This is a genomic window from Cronobacter sp. 153480017-3, from assembly GCF_053627815.1.
On sequence record NZ_JBSEYN010000006.1, the window covers coordinates 126,596 to 147,388 of the forward strand.

General features: G+C 56.6%; 19 protein-coding genes, 1 tRNA gene and 1 pseudogene. 13 read left to right on the top strand and 8 right to left on the bottom strand.

What is annotated here, in order from left to right:
• Nucleotides 1–22 precede the first annotated feature (22 nt).
• From ACUW6V_RS14545 to aqpZ, 4 genes are all read left to right on the top strand, one after another.
• Nucleotides 23–973: a formate/nitrite transporter family protein gene (locus ACUW6V_RS14545; RefSeq protein WP_012124120.1), complete on the top strand. Its 951-nt coding sequence runs from the start codon at nucleotides 23–25 to the stop codon at nucleotides 971–973.
• Nucleotides 974–1,049: 76 nt separating this feature from the next.
• Nucleotides 1,050–1,124, top strand: a tRNA-Arg gene (locus ACUW6V_RS14550).
• 281 nt (nucleotides 1,125–1,405) lie between these two features.
• Complete coding sequence (locus tag ACUW6V_RS14555; protein WP_454038526.1) at nucleotides 1,406–2,035, top strand: hypothetical protein; 630 nt, start codon at nucleotides 1,406–1,408, stop codon at nucleotides 2,033–2,035.
• Nucleotides 2,036–2,389: 354 nt separating this feature from the next.
• Nucleotides 2,390–3,085, top strand: coding sequence for an aquaporin Z (gene aqpZ / locus ACUW6V_RS14560; protein ID WP_012124117.1), 696 nt, complete (start codon nucleotides 2,390–2,392; stop codon nucleotides 3,083–3,085).
• Nucleotides 3,086–3,370: 285 nt separating this feature from the next.
• On the opposite strand, the gene ACUW6V_RS14565 is transcribed toward aqpZ, so the two are convergent.
• Genes ACUW6V_RS14565 through budA form a run of 3 tightly spaced genes read right to left on the bottom strand, consistent with a single transcriptional unit; the run spans nucleotide 3,371 to nucleotide 6,642 of the window.
• A complete protein-coding gene (locus ACUW6V_RS14565) occupies nucleotides 3,371–4,141 on the bottom strand; it encodes a (S)-acetoin forming diacetyl reductase (RefSeq protein ID WP_007700187.1) in 771 nt (256 codons plus the stop codon).
• Between the two features lie 20 nt (nucleotides 4,142–4,161).
• Complete coding sequence (gene alsS, locus ACUW6V_RS14570; protein WP_007847733.1) at nucleotides 4,162–5,841, bottom strand: acetolactate synthase AlsS; 1,680 nt, start codon at nucleotides 5,839–5,841, stop codon at nucleotides 4,162–4,164.
• 21 nt (nucleotides 5,842–5,862) lie between these two features.
• Nucleotides 5,863–6,642 carry an acetolactate decarboxylase gene (gene budA / locus ACUW6V_RS14575; RefSeq protein ID WP_454038527.1) on the bottom strand — a complete coding sequence of 260 codons (780 nt, stop codon included), beginning with the start codon at nucleotides 6,640–6,642 and terminating at the stop codon, nucleotides 5,863–5,865.
• Nucleotides 6,643–6,748: 106 nt separating this feature from the next.
• Between budA and ACUW6V_RS14580 the strand changes: the two genes are divergently transcribed.
• Together ACUW6V_RS14580 and ACUW6V_RS14585 are read left to right on the top strand one after the other, a co-directional pair.
• Nucleotides 6,749–7,621, top strand: a complete 873-nt coding sequence (locus tag ACUW6V_RS14580; protein ID WP_069682872.1) for a LysR family transcriptional regulator — start codon at nucleotides 6,749–6,751, stop codon at nucleotides 7,619–7,621.
• Between the two features lie 93 nt (nucleotides 7,622–7,714).
• Entirely contained in the window at nucleotides 7,715–8,683 is a 969-nt protein-coding gene (locus ACUW6V_RS14585) for a magnesium and cobalt transport protein CorA (RefSeq protein WP_004388537.1), read from the top strand.
• On the opposite strand, the gene ACUW6V_RS14590 is transcribed toward ACUW6V_RS14585, so the two are convergent.
• Nucleotides 8,661–9,017, bottom strand: a complete 357-nt coding sequence (locus tag ACUW6V_RS14590; RefSeq protein WP_454038528.1) for a cupin domain-containing protein — start codon at nucleotides 9,015–9,017, stop codon at nucleotides 8,661–8,663. The two genes, ACUW6V_RS14585 and ACUW6V_RS14590, sit on opposite strands and share 23 nt — an antisense overlap.
• Before the next feature lie 359 nt (nucleotides 9,018–9,376).
• Between ACUW6V_RS14590 and ypdK the strand changes: the two genes are divergently transcribed.
• Nucleotides 9,377–9,433 (top strand): membrane protein YpdK, encoded by a 57-nt coding sequence (ypdK, locus tag ACUW6V_RS14595; RefSeq protein WP_097566156.1) that lies wholly within the window; start codon nucleotides 9,377–9,379, stop codon nucleotides 9,431–9,433.
• Between the two features lie 47 nt (nucleotides 9,434–9,480).
• Here the strand turns inward: ypdK and alaC are convergent, their stop codons facing one another.
• On the bottom strand, nucleotides 9,481–10,722 hold the full coding sequence (gene alaC, locus ACUW6V_RS14600) for an alanine transaminase (protein ID WP_004388535.1): 1,242 nt from the start codon (nucleotides 10,720–10,722) through the stop codon (nucleotides 9,481–9,483).
• A 241-nt stretch (nucleotides 10,723–10,963) separates the two neighbouring features.
• Between alaC and ACUW6V_RS14605 the strand changes: the two genes are divergently transcribed.
• The 4 genes and pseudogenes from ACUW6V_RS14605 to ACUW6V_RS14620 all read left to right on the top strand — a co-directional run bounded on the left by ACUW6V_RS14605 (nucleotide 10,964) and on the right by ACUW6V_RS14620 (nucleotide 14,718).
• Nucleotides 10,964–12,205 (top strand): DUF1479 domain-containing protein, encoded by a 1,242-nt coding sequence (locus ACUW6V_RS14605; protein ID WP_454038529.1) that lies wholly within the window; start codon nucleotides 10,964–10,966, stop codon nucleotides 12,203–12,205.
• Between the two features lie 78 nt (nucleotides 12,206–12,283).
• Nucleotides 12,284–13,975 carry a LytS/YhcK type 5TM receptor domain-containing protein gene (locus ACUW6V_RS14610; protein ID WP_454038571.1) on the top strand — a complete coding sequence of 564 codons (1,692 nt, stop codon included), beginning with the start codon at nucleotides 12,284–12,286 and terminating at the stop codon, nucleotides 13,973–13,975.
• A gap of 12 nt (nucleotides 13,976–13,987) precedes the next feature.
• Nucleotides 13,988–14,262 (top strand): annotated as a pseudogene (locus ACUW6V_RS14615) (response regulator); the annotation flags it as partial.
• Between the two features lie 210 nt (nucleotides 14,263–14,472).
• Nucleotides 14,473–14,718: a LytTR family DNA-binding domain-containing protein gene (locus tag ACUW6V_RS14620; protein ID WP_454038572.1), complete on the top strand. Its 246-nt coding sequence runs from the start codon at nucleotides 14,473–14,475 to the stop codon at nucleotides 14,716–14,718.
• 35 nt (nucleotides 14,719–14,753) lie between these two features.
• On the opposite strand, the gene glk is transcribed toward ACUW6V_RS14620, so the two are convergent.
• Nucleotides 14,754–15,719, bottom strand: a complete 966-nt coding sequence (gene glk, locus ACUW6V_RS14625; RefSeq protein WP_454038530.1) for a glucokinase — start codon at nucleotides 15,717–15,719, stop codon at nucleotides 14,754–14,756.
• A 153-nt stretch (nucleotides 15,720–15,872) separates the two neighbouring features.
• Nucleotides 15,873–17,540: an alpha-keto acid decarboxylase family protein gene (locus tag ACUW6V_RS14630; protein WP_454038531.1), complete on the bottom strand. Its 1,668-nt coding sequence runs from the start codon at nucleotides 17,538–17,540 to the stop codon at nucleotides 15,873–15,875.
• 220 nt (nucleotides 17,541–17,760) lie between these two features.
• Here ACUW6V_RS14630 and mgrA point away from each other — a divergent pair, with 220 nt between their 5' ends.
• Together mgrA and ACUW6V_RS14640 are read left to right on the top strand one after the other, a co-directional pair.
• On the top strand, nucleotides 17,761–18,750 hold the full coding sequence (mgrA, locus tag ACUW6V_RS14635; RefSeq protein WP_087599434.1) for an L-glyceraldehyde 3-phosphate reductase: 990 nt from the start codon (nucleotides 17,761–17,763) through the stop codon (nucleotides 18,748–18,750).
• A gap of 135 nt (nucleotides 18,751–18,885) precedes the next feature.
• A complete protein-coding gene (locus ACUW6V_RS14640) occupies nucleotides 18,886–19,242 on the top strand; it encodes a DUF2502 domain-containing protein (protein WP_004388528.1) in 357 nt (118 codons plus the stop codon).
• A 64-nt stretch (nucleotides 19,243–19,306) separates the two neighbouring features.
• Here ACUW6V_RS14640 and ACUW6V_RS14645 read toward each other — a convergent pair whose 3' ends face one another.
• Complete coding sequence (locus ACUW6V_RS14645; protein WP_004388527.1) at nucleotides 19,307–20,545, bottom strand: Nramp family divalent metal transporter; 1,239 nt, start codon at nucleotides 20,543–20,545, stop codon at nucleotides 19,307–19,309.
• Nucleotides 20,546–20,793: the final 248 nt, after the last annotated feature.

Genomic DNA, 20,793 nt, shown 5'->3' on the forward strand with positions numbered 1-20,793 from the left:
CCTTATTTGACTGGAGTACATAATGAGCAAACCTGGCGAGGAAAAAATCGGCGAGGCGGATGAGCTGGAAGTCGAAAGTGAAGAAAAAGAGAGCGGAGAAGAAATAGAAGTGGATGAAGAGGAACTGCCGTCGCGCGCGATGGCCATCCACGAGCACATCCGCCAGGACGGCGAGAAAGAGATGGAGCGCGACGCGATGGCGCTGTTCTGGTCGGCCATCGCCGCCGGGCTGTCGATGGGCGCGTCGCTGCTGGCCAAAGGTATTTTCCACGTCCACCTGGAAGGCATTCCTGGCGGATTTTTGCTGGAAAGCCTCGGCTACACCTTTGGCTTTATCATCGTCATCATGGCGCGCCAGCAGCTCTTTACCGAGAATACCGTCACGGCGGTGCTGCCGGTGATGCAGAACCCGACCGGCACCAATATGCGGCTGTTGCTGCGGCTCTGGGGCGTGGTGCTGCTCGGTAATATCATCGGCACCGGCCTCGCGGCGCTGGCGTTTGAGTTTATGCCGATTTTTGACGAGGCAACGCGCGACGCGTTTGTGACCATCGGCATGGAAGTCATGCACAACACGCCAGGGGAAATGTTCGCGAACGCGATTATCTCCGGCTGGATCATCGCGACGATGGTGTGGATGTTCCCGTCTGCGGGTGCTGCGAAGATCGTGGTGATTATCCTTATGACCTGGCTTATCGCGCTCGGCAACACAACGCATATCGTGGTCGGCACCGTCGAGATCCTCTATCTCGTGTTTAACGGCACCATTCACTGGAGCGAATTCTTCTGGCCGTTCGCCCTGCCGACGCTTGCGGGCAACATTATCGGCGGTACGTTTATCTTCGCGCTGTTAAGCCATGCGCAGATCCGTAACGACATGAGCAATAAGAAGAAATCGGAAGAAAAAGCGCGCCTGAAAAAGGAAAAGGCAGCGCGTGAAAACGAAACCGGGCGCGGTTCACAAAAACGCTGACGGTGGCGATTGTTTAACCGAACAGGCGGCTAAGCCCTTAACGGCGGTGTAAAAATCGGTATACTGACGCCGCCTCGTCCCCTTAGTTAAATGGATATAACGAGCCCCTCCTAAGGGCTAGTTGCAGGTTCGATTCCTGCAGGGGACGCCATTTCATAGTTCGCCCACTTCCGACACCTTTCGCTTACAATCAGACATGGCACTGGTTTTTCGTTCCCATTTCTACTTGCCGTATACCAGCTTTATGCATGGGAAATTTCGGATGAAGAAAGATAATCTGTCTCAACATGCACACTGTAGGCGCTAAAATTATTACTTTCGTTACTACTTAACACCACTAAAAGTGACTTAATTGACACACAACGTCAAAAGGCACAAAATTCATCATTAATAATGTCATTTATTGTATTACTGTTTTATGGATAATGTTAAATGTATAAGACAAGATATCCTTATTCATTCCATTTTTATCGCCACGCCCGTTTAGCGATTTGTTATCCTGCCAGATTAGATACAAATGACTCACTTCAGAAATTAAAAAACACACTTATTGATGGCTTAGCTTTTTACCTTACAAAGGGCTATATAGATCCATATTATTTCAACCCTGACTGCGAAGATGAAGGTTCAGAAGAGGCTGATCGTTATCTGAGTAAGCTTGATATGATCGATATAGAAGCATCAATGTATTTCAGAAAGAAAATAGTAGAATCGACGTTTATAAAGAATGGACTTTTCAAATCCTTTTGCCTGGATAGACTGCTTCTGTCAGATAATCATAATTCCTATGCAATGGATTACTTAGCTGAAAACCATACACGTTTATCGTTACACCCATTAAGAGCTGCAATGTTTCATTTGATTTGCACTAAAAATGATTTTTCTAATCCTAACGATATGCCTGCCGAACTCGTCTCAGGCCTGAAAAACCGTTATAACAAAATTATAGAAGAGAACAAAGTACCGCGCTATCAGGAGTTGTCAGCCTGTGAGATATTTTCAGATTTTGAAATATTTGAGCTTAACACCGAATATGAGGCTTTCTGTAAAGCCTGGCCATAGCAGTCATTTTTTAGAGGAGATCTTAATATTATTAAGACCCACATCAGAACATATATTTAAGCCTTCACGCCTAAAAGTTTAAGCAATTATACTTTTACCACTCACTCATGGAGCAGGCTGTATATTGCGCGCCCTTCAATATTTCCTTTTAAATCACACGCAAACTCAACACCTCCCTAACACAACATCAATATGCTTTTATTTAATTCACAAAAAATCATCATATTTTCACAACTGACAACATTTCACCCCTGATTAAGAATAGCGCCTGGTTCCGTTATTTATTTTAAACGCTATGATATTCCGCCGTTAAATAAATACGTAACGGTCATAGCGTAAATAAGGACAAATAATATGTTGAGAAAAAGTGCGGCTGAATTTTTCGGCACATTCTGGCTGGTGTTTGGAGGCTGCGGGAGCGCGGTGCTTGCCGCCGCGTATCCTGAGCTGGGCATTGGTTTTACGGGGGTTGCGCTGGCGTTTGGTCTGACCGTCCTGACCATGGCGTATGCCGTAGGGCATATTTCCGGCGGTCATTTTAACCCGGCCGTCACGCTGGGTTTATGGGCGGGTGGACGTATTACCTTTCAGGATGTCATTCCTTACATCATTTCCCAGGTCATTGGCGGTATTGCCGCGGCGGGCGTGCTGTATGCGATTGCCAGCGGTAAACCGGGCTTTGACGCCGTCGCGAGCGGCTTTGCCGCCAACGGCTATGGCGAACACTCGCCGGATGGCTATAGCCTTTCGGCTGCCATCCTGACTGAGCTGGTACTGACGGCGTTTTTCCTGCTAATTATCCATGGCGCAACGGATAAAAACGCGCCGGCGAAATTTGCGCCACTGGCGATTGGTCTCGCCCTGACGCTGATTCATCTCATCAGCATTCCTGTCACCAACACGTCGGTGAACCCAGCGCGAAGCACCGCTGTCGCTATTTTCCAGGGCGGCTGGGCTTTACAGCAACTGTGGGTTTTCTGGCTCGTACCGATTGTGGGCGGCGTAGTGGGCGGCCTGATGTATCGCTTCCTGTTGCAGAGCAAAGACTAAATACTGTCATTTGCTGCGGGCAAATCGGTATTATTGAGCGCCTGGTATAAACGCTACACGTCTTTATTTAAAAGCCCCGAAAGGGGCTTTTTATTGTTCGGAAATCTTTGCTGTGGTGAATTTATGGCGTCGAAAATCTTACTTCAATAATGCGTTCTCGTTTACGGGGAATATCGCCACGATAACACCATAATCCCCCTAAAAAACCCGCTTTACCTCGCCATAAAAAAACCCACCGCAGTAACGGTGGGCTTTCGGCATGTCCGAAAAGATAGATGATAAGAATTAACTGAATACCATACCGCCATCGATCAGCAAGGACTGACCGGTCATGTAGTCGGAATCCGGGCCTGCCAGGAACGAAACGCAGGCGGCGACATCTTCCGGCTCAGAGAGGCGACCAAGCGTGATGCGTTTGGCGAACTCTTCAGTGCCGTAGCCGAGCGGTTTGCCGGCGGCTTCTGAGATCTGACGGTCGATTTCCGCCCACATCGGGGTTTTTACAATGCCCGGGCAGAAGCCGTTGACGGTGATGCCGAGCGGCGCTAAATCGCGCGCGGCGGTCTGGGTCAGGCCGCGCACCGCGAATTTACTGGAGCTGTAAACCGCGAGCTCCGGGTTGCCGACGTGGCCCGCCTGCGAACAGGCGTTGATGATTTTCCCGCCGTGGCCTTCGGCTTTGAACGCTTCAATCGCCGCCTGCATGCCCCAGATAACGCCTTTGACGTTAATGTTGTAGACCCTGTCGATCACCTCTTCGGTGATGGTCTCAATCGGCGTTGACGGCGCGATGCCGGCGTTGTTGACGATAACATCGAAGCCGCCGAGCGCTTTACGGGTCTGCTCTACTGCGGCGAACACCTGGTCGCGTTTCGACACATCCACGGTCACCGCCACGGCGCTGCCGCCCTGCTCGTTAATTTCCTGCGCCACGGCATTGGCCGTTTCAGCGTTGTAATCGGCAATCGCGACCGCAAAACCGTCTTTGACCAGTCGCAGGGCGATGGCTTTACCAATCCCCTGCCCTGCGCCGGTAACCAGTGCTACTTTTTTCATAATCCGTTCCTTTTGGTAAGTCAGAGAATCTGGCTGAGATGGAGCTGGCCCATCAGCAGCGGGTTATCGCTGTAGTCCACCGGAATGGCGACCACCGCCGGCCCGTCGACATCCATCGCGGCGCGCAGCGTCGGCTCCAGCGCTTCCGCGCTTTCCACCGCGAACCCGGCCGCGCCGAATGCTTCGGCGTAAACTTTGAAATCCACCGGCCCGAAGCTCACCCCTGAAAGCCGCTGGTATTTTTTCTCTTCCTGAATCGCCACCATGTTGTAGGCGTTATCCACCCAGATGATGTGCAACACGTTGGCTTTGAGGCGCACCGCGGTTTCGAGCTCCATGCTCGATTGCAGAAAACCGCCGTCGCCGGAAACAGAAACCACTTTGCGCGACGGATCCACCAGCCATGCGCCGATGGCCCACGGCAGCGCCACGCCCATGGTCTGCTGACCGTTCGAAATCATTACCTGGCGGGCGCGGAAGCTGTAGAGATAGCGGGCGATCCAGATATGGAAACTGCCCATGTCTACGGTCAGCGTCACGTCGTTGTTAATGATGTCCTGCATGGCGCGCACGATACGCAGCGGATGCAGGGCGAACTGGTTTAACTGCGCGCCCCGGCGCGCCAGCAGCTCGCGCTGGTTCTGACGGTCGATCAGGATTTCAGAGGCGCGGTCGCTTAACACCAGCGGCTGCTCGATGCGCCCGGCCAGTTTTTCCAGCGTGCCCGCGATATCCCCCACCAGCTCGATTTCCGGCGCGTAGTGGCTCTCTTCATACGCTGGCAGCACGTCGATATGCACCAGCGTCGCGTTACCGCAGTTCCACATGGCAGGCTCATATTCCACCGGGCTGTAGCCGATGCAGATAATGAGATCCGCCAGATGCAGCAAGCGGTCGCCCGCCTGGTTGTTGAAAAGCCCGACGCGGCCCGCAAAGCGCGTGAAGTGCTCCTGATTGACCGCGCCCGCCGCCTGATAAGTGCTGGTAACGGGAATATGGCTTTTCTCCAGCAGGCGATGCAGCGCGCGGCTGTTCTCCGGCTGGCTCGCCATCAGGCCCAGCAGGATGACCGGGTTTTTGGCATTGCGAATCAGCCCGGCGACGTGGTCGATACACGCATCCGGCGCTGGGCCCAGTTTCGGCGCGTTGCCCGCAGGCAGAATGTTGCCCTGCGCCGGTTGATCGACGATGTCCTGCGGCAGGCTGACAAAGGCGCTGCCCGGTCTGCCGTGCTCCGCCACGCGAAAGGCGTTGGAAACCACTTCGGCGATAGCGTCCGAGGACGAGACTTCAACCGAATATTTGGTGACCGGGCTGAACATCGCCACGGTATCCATGCTCTGGTGCACCTGGCGCGCTTTATCCGCGCGCTTCACCGCCCCGCCGAGCGCGACCACCGGGTCGCCTTCGCTGTTGGCGGTCGCCATGCCGGTGATGAGATTGCTGCACCCCGGCCCGGAGGTGACCAGCGCGACCCCGGCTTTGCCGGTGATACGCCCGACGGCGGCAGCCATAAACGCCGCGTTCGCCTCGTGGCGCACCGGAATAATCTGGATGCTGGAATCCAGCAGGGAGTCGAAAACTTTATCGATTTTCGCGCCGGGAATGCCGAAGACCTGTTTTACGCCCTGGGCCTCAAGCTGGCCGACCACCATGTCAGCGCCGTGCGCCCACTGGCGCATCCGGTTTTCGTTATCCATGATATTTCCCCTTTCTGACTGTTAGTTTTCAACCGAGCGGATGGCCGCATCAAGATTGTCGGGATGCAGGTTGGCGTTGAGGAACGCCGGGTCCGACGGCAGATCGATCATCAGTTTGTGGATCTCCCCGAAGGTGAGAACGCCGTGCTCTAACTGGTAGTCGAGCAGGTGCCCGCCGCCCTGACGATCGTCGGTGATGAAATGTTCGTGGTAGCCCGCGACGTTAATGCCCTGCATGTGCTGCGGCGTGCGGAACCCGACTAACACGCCGTCGCGGCCGTCGAAGCGGAATACCGGCTGGTCGTCCAGCACGTCGGTCATCGCGCGGTACGGCGGCTTCTGGCGCGGTACGGTGCGGGTGTGGGCATGGCGAAAGTGGCCGTCGATGCGCAGCGCGCAGAAAACGTTGTCGGACGGCACCTGTCGGTCGATCACGTCGTGGATTTGCTGGCGGCTCATCGGCCGGTCAAAGCGCTGGCGGTAATGCGGTTTAAACCAGGTCATTACCGCGAACGGTGTTTTCTGGTCGGGCTGCGCTTTACGGGCGCTGCCGTCGGCGCGCAGCTGGTGAACCTCATGGCTGAAGGCAATTAATTCGCCGTCCAGTTCGTTAAAGGTGCCAAGGCCAAAATCGCCTTTGGTCAGGAGATCAGCAACGGTGGTATTTCCTTCGTAAACCCCACTGAGCAATGCGCTCATCATGGATGTTTGATATATCACACATTCTGTATCTTTTTCCCGCAGCGCCCGCACGGTTTCCAGCAAGCTTTCCTCGCAAGAACAATCGGTTGCATGGCTCATCGCACTGATCCTCACTCATATTTCGTAAGAAAGATTAATCAAATGTTGACGCGATTCAGCGCAGGGTTCCAATATAGAAAGCATCCCGGTTTGAGTCGTATTTGATATGGAACTTCGATATTTGCGTTATTTCGTGGCGGTAGCCCAGACGCGACACTTCACCCGTGCCGCTGAATTACTGGGTATATCTCAGCCGCCGCTCAGTCAGCAGATCCAGCGCCTTGAGCGCGAAGTGGGCACGCCGCTGCTGCGTCGCCTGACGCGCGGCGTGGAACTTACCGAGGCCGGCGAGGCCTTTTATCAGGACGCGTGCCAGATACTGGCGCTTAGCGACGCGGCGCTGGAGAAAACCCGCGGCATCGCGCGCGGCGTCAACGGCACGCTGTCGGTCGGTATCAGCAGTTCTAATGCTTTTCATCCGCGTATTTTCTCCCTGCTGCATGAATTTCAGCACCGCTATCCGGCGATTACGTTGCTGCAACAGGAGGCCAATATGGCCTCGCTGATGCACGATTTGCAGGAAGGATTGCTGGACGCCGCGTTTGTCCGCCTGCCGTGCGAGAGCAGCAAAGCGTTTAACCTGCGTCTGATTGACGTGGAGCCAATGGTGGCCGCGCTGCACCGCAGTCATCCTCTGAGCGAGCGCGATGAAGTGGCGCTGAGCGAGCTGGTCGGCACACCGCTGGTTCTCTTCCCGCATGAAGTGGCGCCGGGGCTCTATGAACTGGTGTTTAACGCCTGCCTGCGCGCGGGGCTTGCGCCTGCCGACAGCCAGCAGGCGTCGCAGCTCTCTTCCTCACTCAGCATGGTGGCGGCCGGGTTTGGCTTCGCGCTGGTGCCTGTGTCGATGCAGTGCATCGGGCACCCGGAGGTGACGTTTCACCGGTTAAGCGATCAGATGCTAAAAACCGATATCGCGCTGGCCTGGCGTAAGTTTGAGCGCTCGCCGTCGGTGCGCCGCCTGGTGGAGATGTTCTGAGCGCCAGAATCGCCTGAATTGACGCGAAAAAGAGGAAGACGGCACGCGCGGTGTTTATAGTTACCCGATAAGCGTACCGCCAGGGATGAGAAAATGATTGTTAACAGTATGGTGTACCGGCGCGACAAAAAGCCGGAAGTGATTAACCTCGAAGATATCAGCGAAGCGATTGAAGATCCTGACGCCTTTATCTGGCTGGGGTTGTGGCAGCCCGACGCGCCGTTTATGCATATCATCCAGCAGGAGTTCGGCCTGCACGAACTCGCCATCGAAGATGCGCTCACCGCCCATCAGCGCCCTAAAATCGAACAGTATGGCGAATCGCTGTTTATGGTGGTGAAAACCGCGTGGATGAACCGCCAGGAGCAGATTGAATTTGGCGAAACGCATCTGTTTATCGGCAAAAACTTTCTGATAACGGTGCGCCACGGTGCCTCCGAAAGCTATGCGCCCATTCGCGCCCGCGCCGAGGAAAAGCCCGACATGCTGGCCATCGGGCCGGGCTACGCGCTCTACTGCCTGCTCGATTTTATCGTCGATAACTATCTGGAAATCACCTCGTCGCTCACCAGCCGCATCGGCGAGATGGAAAACACGATGTTCCGCACCGAGTTTGACAAACAGGCCGTGCAGCAGGTTTATACGCTGCGCCGTCAGTTGCTGGCTATCCGTAACGCCGCGCTGCCGGTGGATGAAATCTGCAACCAGTTGATTCGCCTGCATGAAGATATCGTGCCGAAAACGCTGCGCCCTTACCTGCGCGACGTGCAGGATCACGCGCATCACGTGGTGATGGATGCCGAGGATATGCGTGAAATGCTGACCAGCGCCATGCATGTGAATCTGGCGCTGGTGACGGTGCAGCAAAACGAGGTGGTGAAAAAGCTCGCAGGCTGGGGGGCGATCCTGGTGGTGCCGACGGTCATCTTCAGCATGTACGGCATGAACTTTGAAAATATGCCGGAGATACGCTCGGCGTTCGGCTATCCGGTGACCATCGGCGGCACCATTGCCGTCTGTTATTTGCTTTACTGGAAGCTTAAGCGTTCGGGCTGGTTGTGAGATCCACCCGGTCACCCCGCGTGGTCGGCTGGGAGATAACCAGAAATTCCACCGCCTCATGCCCGTCGTTACGCGCCTGGTGCGGTGCCAGCGGCGGAATTTCTATCGCCTCGCCAGGCGTAAGCGTCACGCGCTCGCCGTTCAGCGCCATTGTCAGCACGCCGCTCAGCACAAAAAAGCACTGGCGCGACTGCTCGTGATAGTGGCGCTGTTCCGCCCGCCCGACGGGTATCCGCTCATGGATAACGCTAAGGTTTTGGTTTTTGACCAGATGCCAGCCATCGCAGTCACCGCCCCACAGATAATGTTCCGCATTTGCCTTGCTGATTTTCATTGCTGCTCCTGTTTTTTTACCCCTTCCAGAATGGCAGTCAGCGAAGCTGCTGGCAAGCGCCTGGAAGCGGGAGTTACGCCCCGTAATTAATTTCTTTTTAATTGTTTTTTAAGGAAAAAAGCAGTATGAAAAAAATTCTTTTAACGAGCCCGCGTGTCGCTTGTCACCTCTGAAATAAAGGATTACATTAGCGCCCGCTGACGTCATTTGACGCGCACGATTTTAGAGAGTGGCAGCCGGATTGGGGAATAGTCCCAAAGTGATTCGGCTGCGGCGTCAACTTTGTATACTGTGACCTTGCGTATTGATTCAGGCGTGTTTTAAGACATGCGGAGCGATGTAACGTGAAATATTTCTTTATGGGCGTATCGGTGATTTTACTGTTGTGGGCCGGCACGTTTGCCCTGATGATTTAGTAAAACACCTGAGTAAAAAGAAACAGGAGCCACTGGCTCCTGTTTTTTTATTCGGCGTCCTGCGCCGCGGCGCTCTTCGCGCTTGCCGGTAACAGCCCGTCAGCGCGAAACATCGCTTTAATGCCGCGCACCGCCTGGCGAATGCGATCGCGGTTTTCAATCAGCGCGAAACGCACGTGGGTGTCGCCGTAGTCGCCAAAACCAATCCCCGGCGACACGCAGACTTTCGCGTCCTGCAGCAGCTTTTTGGCAAATTCCAGCGAGCCCATCGCCGCGTAAGGCTCCGGGATTTTCGCCCAGACATACATCGAGGCTTTCGGGCATTCGACCATCCAGCCCGCCTCGTGCAGCCCTTTCACCAGCACGTCGCGGCGGCGTTTATACTGCTCAGCGATATCGCGCACGCACTGCTGATCGCCTTCCAGCGCTGCGATGGCCGCCACCTGGAGCGGCGTAAAGGTGCCGTAGTCGTGGTAGCTTTTGATGCGCGCCAGCGCGCTGACGAGCTCCTGATTGCCGACCATAAAGCCGATGCGCCAACCCGCCATGTTGTAGCTTTTCGAGAGCGTGAAGAACTCCACGGCGACATCGCGTGCGCCCGGCACCTGCATGATGGACGGCGCTTTCCAGCCGTCATAGACGATATCGGCGTAAGCAAGATCGTGTACCACCAGCACGTCATAGCGCTTCGCCAGCGCCACGACTTTCTCGAAAAACTCCAGCTCCACGCACTGCGCCGTCGGGTTCGAGGGGAAGCCTAAAATCATCATTTTCGGCTTCGGGTAGCTTTCGCGGATCGCCCGCTCCAGCTCGTTGAAGAAATCCACGCCCTCCACCAGCGGCACCGAACGCACCTGCGCGCCGGCAATCACCGCGCCGTAGATGTGGATCGGGTAGCTTGGGTTCGGCACCAGCACCGTGTCGCCGTGATCGAGCGTGGCGAGCATCAGGTGCGCCAGCCCCTCTTTCGACCCGATGGTGACGATGGCTTCGGTTTCCGGGTCGATCTCCACCTCGTAGCGCTCCTGATACCAGCGCGAAATGGCGCGGCGCAGGCGCGGAATGCCGCGGGAGGTGGAGTAACCGTGCGTATCCGGGCGCTGGGCCACGGTGCAGAGTTTTTCAACGATATGCGGCGGCGTGGGGCCGTCCGGGTTGCCCATGCTGAAATCGATAATATCTTCGCCGCGCCGACGCGCAGCCATTTTCAGCTCAGCAGTGATGTTAAAAACGTAAGGGGGAAGGCGTTCGATACGCGAAAAACGGCGTTTGGGACTGAAGTCAGCCATAGGTTCCTCGATGTGACGTAAGCGCCCGGACCGTCCGAGCGACGCTGCCGCTGATGCGGCTTTAAGAACATAGCCTGGAAAATTTTCTGCTGTCGAGAGGCAATCGCAAAAATAATTTACGGAACAAAAAACGGGAACTTTCATTTGAAAGTTAACCCTATTTTATTTGATGAGGCGTAGCTATATTAACTTCGACGCAACAAAACAATAACCCCTGTTCCCGATTGCCGGAGTACACGCTATGACCCTGCACATTCCCGATCTTCCCGCCGCTATCCGCGAGATAAAACAGCAGCTACGTGCGGCGCTGCCGAACTATCAGGCCGTGTTTGCCGAACTGGAAGCCGATATCGCGCGCCAGATTGTCACCATCAAAAGCGAAACCGCGCGCGGCGAAAGCCCGGTGCCGCAGATCCATGCCGACGACATCCTTAATGGCCGCATCAGCGACGCGCAGAAAGCCCGCATCCGCGAGCGCGGCTGCTGCGTGATTAAAGGCGTCTTCCCGGAAAACCAGGCGCGCGCCTGGAACCAGGAGATTGGCGATTACCTGGAACGAAACGATTTTGTCGAAAAGCTTAAGAACGCGGCGGAAGATAACTATTTCGGCACGCTTGCCGACAGTAAGCCGCAAATTTACGGCATTTACTGGTCGAAGCCGCAGGTGGAGGCGCGCCAGCACGAGCGTATGAAAGCCGCGCAGGTGTTTCTCAATAATCTCTGGCAGACGGAGAGCCACGGCAAACAGCATTTCGACCCGAATCGCGTGGTGACGTACGCCGACCGCACCCGCCGCCGACCGCCGCGCTCGTCGTCGCTTGGCCTGTCGCCGCATGTGGATGGCGGCTCGGTGGAGCGCTGGCTTGATGAAAATTTCCGTCACGTTTACCGTCACGTCTTTAGCGGCGAGTGGCAGCGCTACAACCCGTTTGAAGCCGAGGGCCGCGTCGAGGCGCGGGAGATCCCCTCACCTGCCGTCTGCTCGATGTTCCGCACCTTTCAGGGCTGGACGGCGCTCTCCGAGCAGCGCAAGCACGGCGGTACGCTGACGCTACTGCCGGTGGCCAACGCGATGGCGTATATCCTGCTGCGCGCGTTGCAGGACGATGTGCCGGAGGATTCACTGTGCGAGGCGAAGCCTGGCCGCGCGTTATCCATTAACGAACGCTGGCATCCCCTTTTACTGACCGGGATTTCCTCAATTCCCGATATGGAGCCGGGCGATACTGTCTTCTGGCACTGCGACGTTATTCACGCCGTGGAAAACGAGCATCAGGGCGAGTTTGACAGCAACGTGATGTATATCGCCGCCGCGCCGTGGTGTGAGAAGAACGACGCCTACCTGAAGCGCCAGTGGCCGGCGTTTGTGGAAGGCCGTTCGCCGCCGGACTTCGCGCCGGATGATTTCGAAATCGATTTCAGCGGACGCGCCACCGAAGCGGATCTGACCCCTGCCGGACGCGAACAGCTCAAAGGCGCATAACCGGCAACACCTGGCGGCTGGTCAAGGGCCGTCAGGTTTTCTATCATGTGCGCTTTCCTGCCAGACTTCGGGTTTTCCGTGCACGAGATTTTCGACATGCTGCTGGCGGTCTTCGACCGCGCGGCGCTAATGCTGATTTGCCTCTTTTTCCTGATTCGCCTGCGGCTGTTCCGCGAGCTGCTGCATAAGAGCGCCCACACGCCGAAAGAGTTGCTGGCGGTCACCGCGATCTTTTCGATGTTCGCGCTGTTCAGTACGTGGTCCGGCGTGCCGGTGGAAGGCTCGCTGGTGAACGTGCGCATTATCGCCGTGATGTCCGGCGGTATTCTTTTCGGCCCGTGGGTCGGCATCATTACCGGCATTATCGCCGGGCTGCACCGTTACCTGATTGATATCGGCGGCATCACCGCCATTCCCTGTTTTATCACCAGCATCGTCGCGGGTGTGATCTCCGGCTTTATCAGCCGCCGGGTGCCGAAAGCGCAGCACTGGCGCGCCGGTATTCTCGGCGGCATGCTGTGCGAAACGCTGACCATGATTCTGGTGGTGGTCTGGGCGCCGACCACGGCGCTCGGGCTGGATATCGTCTCGAAAATTGGCGTGCCGATGATTTTAGGGACGGTATCGATTGGATTAATTGTGCTGCTGGTGCGAAGCGTCGAGGGCGAGAAAGAGGCCAGCGCCGCGCGTCAGGCCAAACTGGCGCTGGATATCGCCAACAAAACGCTGCCGCTGTTTCGCCATGTGAACAGCGAATCCCTGCGCCAGGTGTGCGACATTATCCGCCGCGATATCAACGCCGACGCGGTCGCCATCACCAATACTGAAAAGGTGCAGGCCTATGTCGGCGTCGGCGAGCATAACTATCAGGATAACAGCGACGCGCTAAGCCCCACCACGCAGCAGGCTCTCCGTTACGGTAAAATCATCATTAAAAATAATGACGAAGCCCACCGCACGCCGGAGATTCACTCCATGCTGGTGATCCCGCTGTGGGAGAAAGGCGTCGTCACCGGAACGCTGAAAATCTACTACTGCCACGCGCATCAAATCACCTCGTCGCTACAGGAGATGGCCATTGGCCTGTCGCAGATTATCTCCACACAGCTTGAAGTGTCGCGCGCCGAGCAGTTACGCGAGATGGCGAACAAAGCGGAGCTGCGCGCGCTGCAGAGCAAAATCAACCCGCATTTTCTGTTTAACGCGCTGAACGCGATCTCATCTTCCATACGCCTGAACCCGGACACCGCGCGCCAGCTGATTTTTAATCTCTCGCGCTACCTGCGCTACAACATTGAACTGAACGACGACGAGCAGATTGATATCAAAAAGGAGCTGTACCAGATTAAGGATTACATCGCGATTGAGCAGGCGCGCTTTGGCGACAAGCTGACCGTGATTTACGATATCGACGACGAAGTGAACTGCCGCGTCGCCAGCCTGCTTATTCAGCCGCTGGTGGAGAACGCTATTGTGCATGGCATCCAGCCGTGCCGCGGCAAAGGCGTGGTGACGATTAGCATTGCGCAAAGCGGCAGCCGGGTGCGGATCGCGGTGCGCGACACCGGCCACGGCATCGCCCCACACATTATCGAACAGTTGGATACCAACGAGATGCCGGTCAATAAAATCGGGCTGATTAACGTGCATCACCGCGTGAAGCTGTTATATGGCGAAGGGCTGCACATTCGCCGTCTGGAGCCAGGCACCGAGATTGCGTTTTACGTGCCCAATCAACCGCCGCGACCTGACGCTGCAATGCTGTTGTAGAGAGAGAATGCGATGAAAGTCATTATCGTTGAGGATGAAGTCCTCGCGCAGCAGGAGCTGAACTGGCTGATTAAAACGCACAGCCAGATGGACGTGGTCGCCACGTTCGAAGACGGGCTGGATGTGCTGAAATATCTGCAGCAGCACGATGTGGACGCCATTTTCTCGATATTAATATTCCGTCGCTGGACGGCGTATTGCTGGCGCAGAACATCAGTAAATTCGCCCGCAAGCCGTTTATCGTATTTATCACCGCCTGGAAAGAGCACGCGGTAGAAGCGTTCGAACTGGAAGCTTTTGACTACATTCTGAAACCGTATCAAGAGTCGCGCATTATCGGCATGCTGCAAAAGCTGGAAGCCGCCTTTGCGCAGCAGAGCGCGCCGCACGCCGCCGCTCCCGCCGGGCGAGAGAACGCGACCATTAATCTCATCAAGGATGAGCGGATTATCGTCACCGATATTAACGATATCTATTATGCCGAAGCGCACGAGAAGATGACGTTCGTCTATACGCGCAAAGAAGCGTATGTGATGCCGATGAATATCACTGAGTTTTGCAGCCGTCTGCCGGAGGCGCATTTCTTCCGCTGCCACCGCTCCTACTGCGTGAACCTCAATAAAATCCGTGAGATTGAGCCGTGGTTTAACAACACTTACGTGCTGCGCCTGCGCGATCTCGATTTTCAGGTGCCGGTGAGCCGCAGCCGGGTTAAAGCATTCCGCCAGCTGATGCGGCTGTGAGGGAAAAAGAAAAGGCGCCGCGCGGCGCCTTTTTCTCAGAGGGTCTGTCCGAGCGTCTGGCGCAGATGCGCGCCCGCGCCGAGCAGCCCCGGCTGGTCGTGAACAATCAGATAGACCGGAATATCCTGCACATAAGATTTAAAGCGGCCTTTATCTTCAAACCCGCCGCGGAAACCGCTGGAGGTGAAGAAATCCAGGAAGCGCGGCACGATACCGCCTGCGATATAGACGCCGCCGAAAGTGCCGAGCGTCAGCGCCAGGTTGCCGCCGAAACGGCCCATGATGACGCAAAAGAGCGACAGCGCGCGACGGCAATCGGTGCAGCTGTCATCCAGCGCGCGTTCGGTGATGTCTTTCGGACGCAAATTATCCGGCAGACGGCCATCGGCTTTGACAATCGCGCGGTAAAGATTCACAAGCCCCGGCCCTGAGAGCACGCGCTCGGCGGAGACGTGCCCGACTTCGGCGCGCAGCTGTTCAAGAATAATTGCTTCTTCTTCGCTGTTCGGCGCGAAATCGACGTGACCGCCCTCGCCCGGCAGGCTGACCCAGCGTTTATCCACATGCACGAGGTGCGCCACGCCAAGCCCGGTGCCCGCGCCATAAACGGCGATCGGTTTATTGGGCTGCGGTTCGCCGCCGCCAAACTGGATCAGATGGTCGGTTTTGAGCATCGGGATCGCCATAGAAACGGCGGTGAAATCGTTAATAATTTCCAGATGATCGAAGCCGAGATTCTTTTTCATTTCGGCGACAGAAAACGCCCAGACGTGGTTGGTCATCGCCACCCAGTCGCCGGTAATCGGGCACGCGATGGCGATACAGCCATCCGTCACCGTGGCGTTATGCTCTTCCAGATACACCCGCACCACCGCTTCCAGGCTCGGATAATCAAGGCCGGAATAGGTTTTCGCCTTGAGAATCTCGCCGCTGTCTACGTCGCACAGCGCTAAGCGTGCGTTGGTGCCGCCTACGTCTCCCACCAAAGCATATTTGGTCATTCTGTTGCTGCTCCGCTAAATACAAAATAATCTTGGCACACTCTAAATTCACGGCGCCTGAACAACAATGACCATAGCATAAGTGCCCCGCGTTTAGAGACTTACATCACAGATTACCTTGAACGTTTCAGCATCTTCTGTACCGAAAGGCGCTTATTCGTCCTGCGCGCCGTTGCGGGCCTCCAGCGCACGGCTGACGGCGTCGAGCAGCGGCGGCACATCGTCGCGCGGCAGCATCACCTCAATTAACGACAACCGCTCGGGCCGCGAGAGACGCTCCAGCACCTCTTTGAGTTGCGCCGCGTCGCTGACGCGCCAGCTTTGCGCCTGGCTGTCGGCATGCAGCGCGTGCGGCAGTTTCGTCCACTGCCACGGAGCGATGTCGTTATAACGCTGCGTCGCGCCGTGGATGGCACGCTCCACCGTGTAGCCGTCGTTATTGAGCACGATAACCACCGGCGCCTGACCATCGCGCAGCATAGAGCCCATTTCCTGGATAGAGAGCTGCGCCGCGCCATCACCGGTGATCAGCACCACGCGGCGGTTCGGGCAGGCCGTCTGCGCACCGAACGCAGCAGGCAAGGCGTAGCCTATTGAGCCCCAGAGCGGCTGCACCAGAAAATCACAGCCAGCGGGCAGACGCAGCGCGGCGGCACCAAACGCGGCGGTGCCCTGATCGACGGCGATGATGTCGCCCGGCTGTAAAAACGTCTCAATCAGCGGCCAGAAGTTTTGCTGGTTAAGCGCGCCTGCGGTGGTGGGTTTGGCTACAGGCGGCGCAACGTCCGGCGGCGGCAGGCGCGCACTGTGGCGTCTGGCGATGTCATGCAGAATCGCTACCGCCTGATCCATCGCGATCCCGCTGAACCAGCGGTCGCCTACACGCGTCGCCCAGGGCTGGATGTCGATGGTCTGATCGCGCGTAAGACGCTGGGTAAACCCGGCGGTGATCGTATCGGCGAACTGCACGCCAACGCAGATAACGAGATCCGCCTCTTCAATGGCCTGACAGACCGCCGGATCGCTCGCCGCGCCGCTGTAGGTCCCGGTGAAACCGGGTTTGGTTTCATCCAGCACACCTTTGCCCATCAGCAACGAACTGTGCGGCATCGGCGTGTCGTCCAGCCACTGATGCAGCGCGTTTTGCACGCCGAAGCGCTGGGCCAGAAAATCCGCCAGCAACGCCACGCGTCCGGCGCTGGCGAACCGCGCCTGCGCCGCCTCACGAAATGCGGCCAGCTGCGCGTCGTCGCCCTGCGGGCGTGGCACGGTGATAGCGTTTACAGGCGCAACCGCCGGCGCGCTTGCCACATCGGTGGGCAGCACCAGATAACCGGGTCGACGGGTACGCAGCATTTCCGCTATTACCCTGTCGATTTCGCTACAGGCGTTCGCGGGCGTGAGCCAGCCCTGGGCTGCGGTCACTTCGCGGGCGATGCGCATAAAGTGATGGAAATCGCCATCGCCCAGCGTGTGGTGCAGCACTTCGCCCTTGCACTGCGCCGACTGACACGGCGCGCCGACGATATGCAGCACCGGCACCGCCTCAGCGTAACTACCGGCAATGGCGTTGAGCGCGCTGAGTTCGCCGACGCCATAGGTCGTCAGCAGCGCGCCGATGCCGTTACAGCGGGCGTACCCGTCGGCGGCATAAGCGCTGTTAAGCTCATTCGCGCAGCCGACCCAGGTAATACGCGGGTGGGCAATGACGTTATCGAGGAACAGCAGATTGTAATCTCCAGGTACGCCAAACAGGTGCTTAACACCACATCCTGCCAGACGATCCAACAGATAATCGGCAATACAATAGTGAACTGGCATTTTTGCCATCCTTTTTCAGGGACCTGTAGTGAGTATTAATGAAGTGTGATCGCTGTCCAGAATGCGGCAGCAAAAAGCGGTGGCAAGCAAGATTTACGCGCGTCGGGCGTGTAGGCTGTCAGCTTTCGCGTTGAGTGTAAACGTATACACTTGCGGTACGGGTGAGTCACTCAATTCGATAATTTCACAGTGCAGTAACCACATACAGAGGTGAAGAAGCATGGTTTATCAGGCAGATCCGGCGCGCTACGCCACTATGGAATACCGCCGTTGCGGACGCAGCGGCCTGAAGCTCCCGGCCATTTCTCTCGGCCTGTGGCATAACTTTGGCGACGCCACGCTGGTCGAGACCAGCCGCCAGTTGCTGCGCCGGTCGTTTGATCTCGGCATTACCCATTTTGATCTCGCCAATAATTACGGGCCGCCGCCGGGCTCCGCCGAAAGCCATTTTGGTCGCCTCCTGAAAGAGGATTTTCTGCCGTACCGTGACGAGCTGATCATCTCCACCAAAGCGGGTTACACGATGTGGGACGGCCCTTACGGCGACTGGGGCTCGCGCAAATACCTGATTTCGAGCCTCGACCAGAGCCTGAAGCGCATGGGCCTTGAATATGTCGATATTTTCTATCACCACCGCCCGGACCCGGAGACGCCGCTCGAAGAAACTATGCGCGCGCTGGACCATATCGTGCGTCAGGGTAAAGCGCTGTATGTCGGCATCTCTAACTACCCGGCGGACCGCGCGCGCGAGGCTATCGATCTGCTGGCGCAGCTCGGCACGCCGTGCATTATCCATCAACCCAAATATTCGATGTTTGAGCGCTGGGTAGAGGATGGCCTGTTGGATCTCTTGCAGGAAAAAGGCGTCGGCAGTATCGCCTTCTCGCCGCTGGCTGGCGGGCAACTGACGGACCGTTACCTGAACGGCATTCCGGCAGATTCGCGCGCCGCCAGCGGCAGCCGTTTCCTGAACCCGGATCAGATCACGCCTGAGAAACTCGATAAAGTGCGCAAGCTGAACGATCTCGCCCTACGGCGCGGGCAGAAACTGTCACAGATGGCGCTCGCCTGGGTGCTGCGCGATGAGAAAGTGACGTCAGTGTTGATTGGCGCCAGCAAGACCAGCCAGATAGACGATGCGGTGGGAATGCTGGCAAACCGGGGCTTTTCCGCCGAAGAGCGGCAGGCGATCGAGGCGATAATCGCATAGTGCATCAGGTAACGCTGCTTTAGCAAAAAGTGCGGTCATACCTGTTTTCAGAGTCGGAGCGATGCTGCAGGGATTTACAGGTCCGTAATATTACTGCAACAGGCCACTACGGCCCCGATCGTGAAGGAGATAAGTATGTTCAGGTCACTGATTCTTGCAGCAGCGTTACTGGCGGGCACCGCGCCGCTTATCGCCAGCGCTGGTGAAATCACCCTGTTGCCATCCATCAAATTACAAATTGGCGATCGCGACAATTACGGTAACTACTGGGACGGCGGCCGCTGGCGCGACCGCGACTACTGGCGTAACCATTATGAGTGGCGCGGCGACCGCTGGTGGCGTCATGACAATGGCCTGCACCGCGGATGGGATAAACATCGCGGCTGGGATGACCGCCGGGCGTATGAACGCGGCTATCGTGAAGGCTGGAACGATCGCGACGACCGTCGCGGCTGGGGTAAACATGGCCGCGGACATGGGCATCACCACTGATTTCACACGCTACATCACAAAAAAGGCAGGCTTAGCGCCTGCCTTTTTTACGTCTTTTACGTCGCTATAACCCAAGCGCCGTGCCCACCAGCAGCCAGATATTCAGCGCCACCACCAGCACGACAATCGCCCACCCGGTACGTTTCACCCACGGCGTGTTGACCAGCTCGCCCATCAGCGCTTTATTGCTGGTAAAGAACAGCAGCGGCACCAGCGCCAGCGCGATACCAAAGCTCAGCAGCACCTGGCTCATCACCAGAATACGCGTCGGATCAAGCCCCATCAGAATAACGATAAACGACGGCGCCATGGTGACCGCGCGACGCACCCAGAGCGGAATACTGAAGCGTACAAACCCCTGCATCACTACCTGGCCTGCCAGCGTGCCCACCACTGTGGAAGAGAGACCCGCCGCTACCAGACTTAACCCAAAAATGGTCGCCGCCGCGTGGCTCAGTAGCGGTTCGAGCGTCAGATACGCCTGATCAAGCTCCGCCACTTTGGTGTGGCCGCTAAAGTGAAACGCCGCCGCCGCGGTCGCCATCATCGCCAGATTCACAAAACCGGCGATGGTCATGGCGATCGCCACGTCCCATTTGGTCGCCGAGTAGCGCTCTTTGCGCGAGCCGTCATGCAGGTTTTGCGTGAGCGACGAGTGCAGATAGATAACGTGCGGCATGATGGTCGCCCCCAGCACGCCTGCGGCCAGGAACACCGCTTCGGACGTCGGCAGGCTTGGGATCAGCATCCCTTTGCCGAGCTCCGCCAGTTTCGGCTGTGAGAAGAAGAGCTCGACGATATAGGCCGCCGCCACAAACAGCAGCAGCCCGCCGATGACTTTCTCAAGCGGCTTTTGCCCGCGCTTTTGCAGCATCAGGATCAGAAACGTGGCGATACCCGTCAGTACCGCGCCCTGCAGAAGCGATACGCCAAGAATGAGTTTAAAGCCTATCGCCGCGCCAATAAATTCCGCGAGATCGGTCGCCATCGCGATGATCTCCGCCTGCACCCAGTAAAACCAGACAACCGGGCGCGGATAGTGATCGCGAATTTGCTCGGCGAGATTTTTGCCCGTCGCGATGCCAAGCTTGGCCGAGAGTACCTGAATCAGCATCGCCATCAGGTTCGCCCAGACGACGACCCACAACAGCTGATAGCCAAAGCTCGCGCCTGCCTGAATATTGGTCGCAAAGTTACCCGGATCGATATAGCCAATGGCAGCGATGAAAGCTGGCCCCATCAGCGCCAGCCTTAACTTCCGCGCTGTACGGCCACGATTTTGCTCAACGCGAGTGTGGTTCATGCTCTGCCTCTGAAATATAGCCTTTGCTATGTTTCATGCTACCAAAATGAGAATGATTATCAAGTTCATTAAACCGGACAATCCTTAATGGCTCTGATAGCTGAAATCAATGAAAGGTGGGTTAAGATCGAGGAATACGCGGAAAATTCTTTGCCGTGCGCCCACGTATGTTAAAAGTGTAGCAGCAAAAGATAACCTTTCACTGCTTTACGCAACATAACATTTTTGTATGTTTGATCACTCTTTTA

Excerpts from the sequence above, each read along its gene's own strand:
- ACUW6V_RS14545 (WP_012124120.1), top strand. The coding sequence starts at position 23 with ATGAGCAAACCTGGCGAGGAAAAAATCGGCGAGGCGGATGAGCTGGAA.
- ACUW6V_RS14585 (WP_004388537.1), top strand. The coding sequence starts at position 7,715 with ATGATTGTTAACAGTATGGTGTACCGGCGCGACAAAAAGCCGGAAGTG.
- alaC (WP_004388535.1), bottom strand. The coding sequence starts at position 10,722 with ATGGCTGACTTCAGTCCCAAACGCCGTTTTTCGCGTATCGAACGCCTT.
- mgrA (WP_087599434.1), top strand. The coding sequence starts at position 17,761 with ATGGTTTATCAGGCAGATCCGGCGCGCTACGCCACTATGGAATACCGC.
- ACUW6V_RS14555 (WP_454038526.1), top strand. The coding sequence starts at position 1,406 with ATGTATAAGACAAGATATCCTTATTCATTCCATTTTTATCGCCACGCC.
- ACUW6V_RS14580 (WP_069682872.1), top strand. The coding sequence starts at position 6,749 with ATGGAACTTCGATATTTGCGTTATTTCGTGGCGGTAGCCCAGACGCGA.
- aqpZ (WP_012124117.1), top strand. The coding sequence starts at position 2,390 with ATGTTGAGAAAAAGTGCGGCTGAATTTTTCGGCACATTCTGGCTGGTG.
- glk (WP_454038530.1), bottom strand. The coding sequence starts at position 15,719 with ATGACCAAATATGCTTTGGTGGGAGACGTAGGCGGCACCAACGCACGC.
- ACUW6V_RS14620 (WP_454038572.1), top strand. The coding sequence starts at position 14,473 with ATGACGTTCGTCTATACGCGCAAAGAAGCGTATGTGATGCCGATGAAT.
- ACUW6V_RS14590 (WP_454038528.1), bottom strand. The coding sequence starts at position 9,017 with ATGAAAATCAGCAAGGCAAATGCGGAACATTATCTGTGGGGCGGTGAC.
- ACUW6V_RS14645 (WP_004388527.1), bottom strand. The coding sequence starts at position 20,545 with ATGAACCACACTCGCGTTGAGCAAAATCGTGGCCGTACAGCGCGGAAG.
- ACUW6V_RS14565 (WP_007700187.1), bottom strand. The coding sequence starts at position 4,141 with ATGAAAAAAGTAGCACTGGTTACCGGCGCAGGGCAGGGGATTGGTAAA.
- ACUW6V_RS14640 (WP_004388528.1), top strand. The coding sequence starts at position 18,886 with ATGTTCAGGTCACTGATTCTTGCAGCAGCGTTACTGGCGGGCACCGCG.
- alsS (WP_007847733.1), bottom strand. The coding sequence starts at position 5,841 with ATGGATAACGAAAACCGGATGCGCCAGTGGGCGCACGGCGCTGACATG.
- ACUW6V_RS14630 (WP_454038531.1), bottom strand. The coding sequence starts at position 17,540 with ATGCCAGTTCACTATTGTATTGCCGATTATCTGTTGGATCGTCTGGCA.
- ACUW6V_RS14605 (WP_454038529.1), top strand. The coding sequence starts at position 10,964 with ATGACCCTGCACATTCCCGATCTTCCCGCCGCTATCCGCGAGATAAAA.
- budA (WP_454038527.1), bottom strand. The coding sequence starts at position 6,642 with ATGAGCCATGCAACCGATTGTTCTTGCGAGGAAAGCTTGCTGGAAACC.